At 59.1% G+C, this 1,219-nt stretch carries 1 protein-coding gene and 1 pseudogene; both read right to left on the bottom strand.

The genetic code is table 11. From position 1 onward, the window contains the following. A pseudogene (locus tag V6C16_RS13660) lies at positions 1-247 on the bottom strand (pyridine nucleotide-disulfide oxidoreductase/dicluster-binding protein); the annotation flags it as partial. Positions 248-614: 367 nt separating this feature from the next. Beyond that, positions 615-1,219, bottom strand: a 605-nt coding sequence (locus V6C16_RS13655) for a molybdopterin cofactor-binding domain-containing protein (protein ID WP_333535998.1), incomplete at its 5' end; no start/stop codon positions are given.

Genomic DNA, 1,219 nt, shown 5'->3' with positions numbered 1-1,219 from the left:
CCACGCTGCCGCCAAGGTCGCGCCGCAGGCAGACATTTTCACACGGCGCATCGCAGATGCGCGCCATGATGCCGGGCAGAGGCAGATGGCGTTCCAGAAGCTTACGGGCCTCGCCGCATTTGCCCTCGGCCATGCGCGCCATAAAAAGGCGCACGTCCAGATCAAAGGGGCAGGCCGCCCGACAGCGCGGGGGACTTTCCTGGGTACAGCGGGCTTCGATTTCATGCAGGCGCTTCTGATCCATCATAATGCTGTTCTCGCTGAGGTCGGACTTTAGAGTAGATTAACTTTGAGAATGTACATTCTCAAAGTTTACTTCGGCGCTTAGCAGCGCAAATAAATTGCGCTTGCTCACGCAGTCGCCAGAACAATTTCAGAGTGAAAATGCCCTGGCGGGACAAACCGCGCACATACCGCTCCACTGTAAATGCGGCCAGGCAAAACATAAAAAACATGTGACGCGGCATGCGGCCAGGCCGCTCCCGCGTCACAAGAAAAAATACAATCCAGGGGAGCGGAATACAGGAGAAAGAGGTTCTTCAGCTGCCGGAGAGCACGTCGCCCCCCGGCAACTGAAGTCCCCTCCCCCGTATTGCTTTTACCTTACACCTACCTTACCTGGGCATGGCCTCCAAGACCTTTTCGGGCCGCGCGGGCAGATGGCGAATACGCGCGCCGCAGGCATTGTAGATGCCGTTGATGATGGCCGCATGCGGCGCGGTAAGGGGCATTTCGCCCACGCCCGAAGCGCCGAAGGGGCCATCCTTGCGAGGCGTTTCCACATAGATGATCTCAATGTCGTCAGGAATCATCTTGATGGGGGGAACACCCGCGCCGGCTATGGTGCTGTGCTTCTTGAGGTCTTCGTAGTCTTCACTGAGGGCCAGACCCACGCCCTGGGCGAGACCGCCGTAAATCTGGCCGTCCACCACAAGCTTGTTGCAAAGCTTGCCGATGTCGGCCACGCAGACCATTTTTTCTACCGTGGTTTTGCCCGTGGCTGCTTCCACCGCCACTTCGGTGAGGAAAAGCCCGTACATGTAGCAGGCAAAGGGCGAACCCTGACCCTTGGCGTCACAATCCTTGGCCGGGGCAGTCCATTTGCCGTCATAGCGCATGGGGCGGCCTTCGGCCTTCATTTCGGCGGGCGTGAGGAAGCCGCCGCCGGGCTTGCGCATGCCCTCGATGAGCATTTCGCAGGCCACACGGATGGCGTTGC

It is taken from the genome of Desulfovibrio sp. 1188_IL3213 (assembly GCF_036763145.1).
GTDB lineage: Bacteria > Desulfobacterota > Desulfovibrionia > Desulfovibrionales > Desulfovibrionaceae > Desulfovibrio.
The sequence above is the reverse complement of the archived record's forward strand: the minus strand, read 5'-3'. Positions and strand labels throughout refer to the sequence as shown.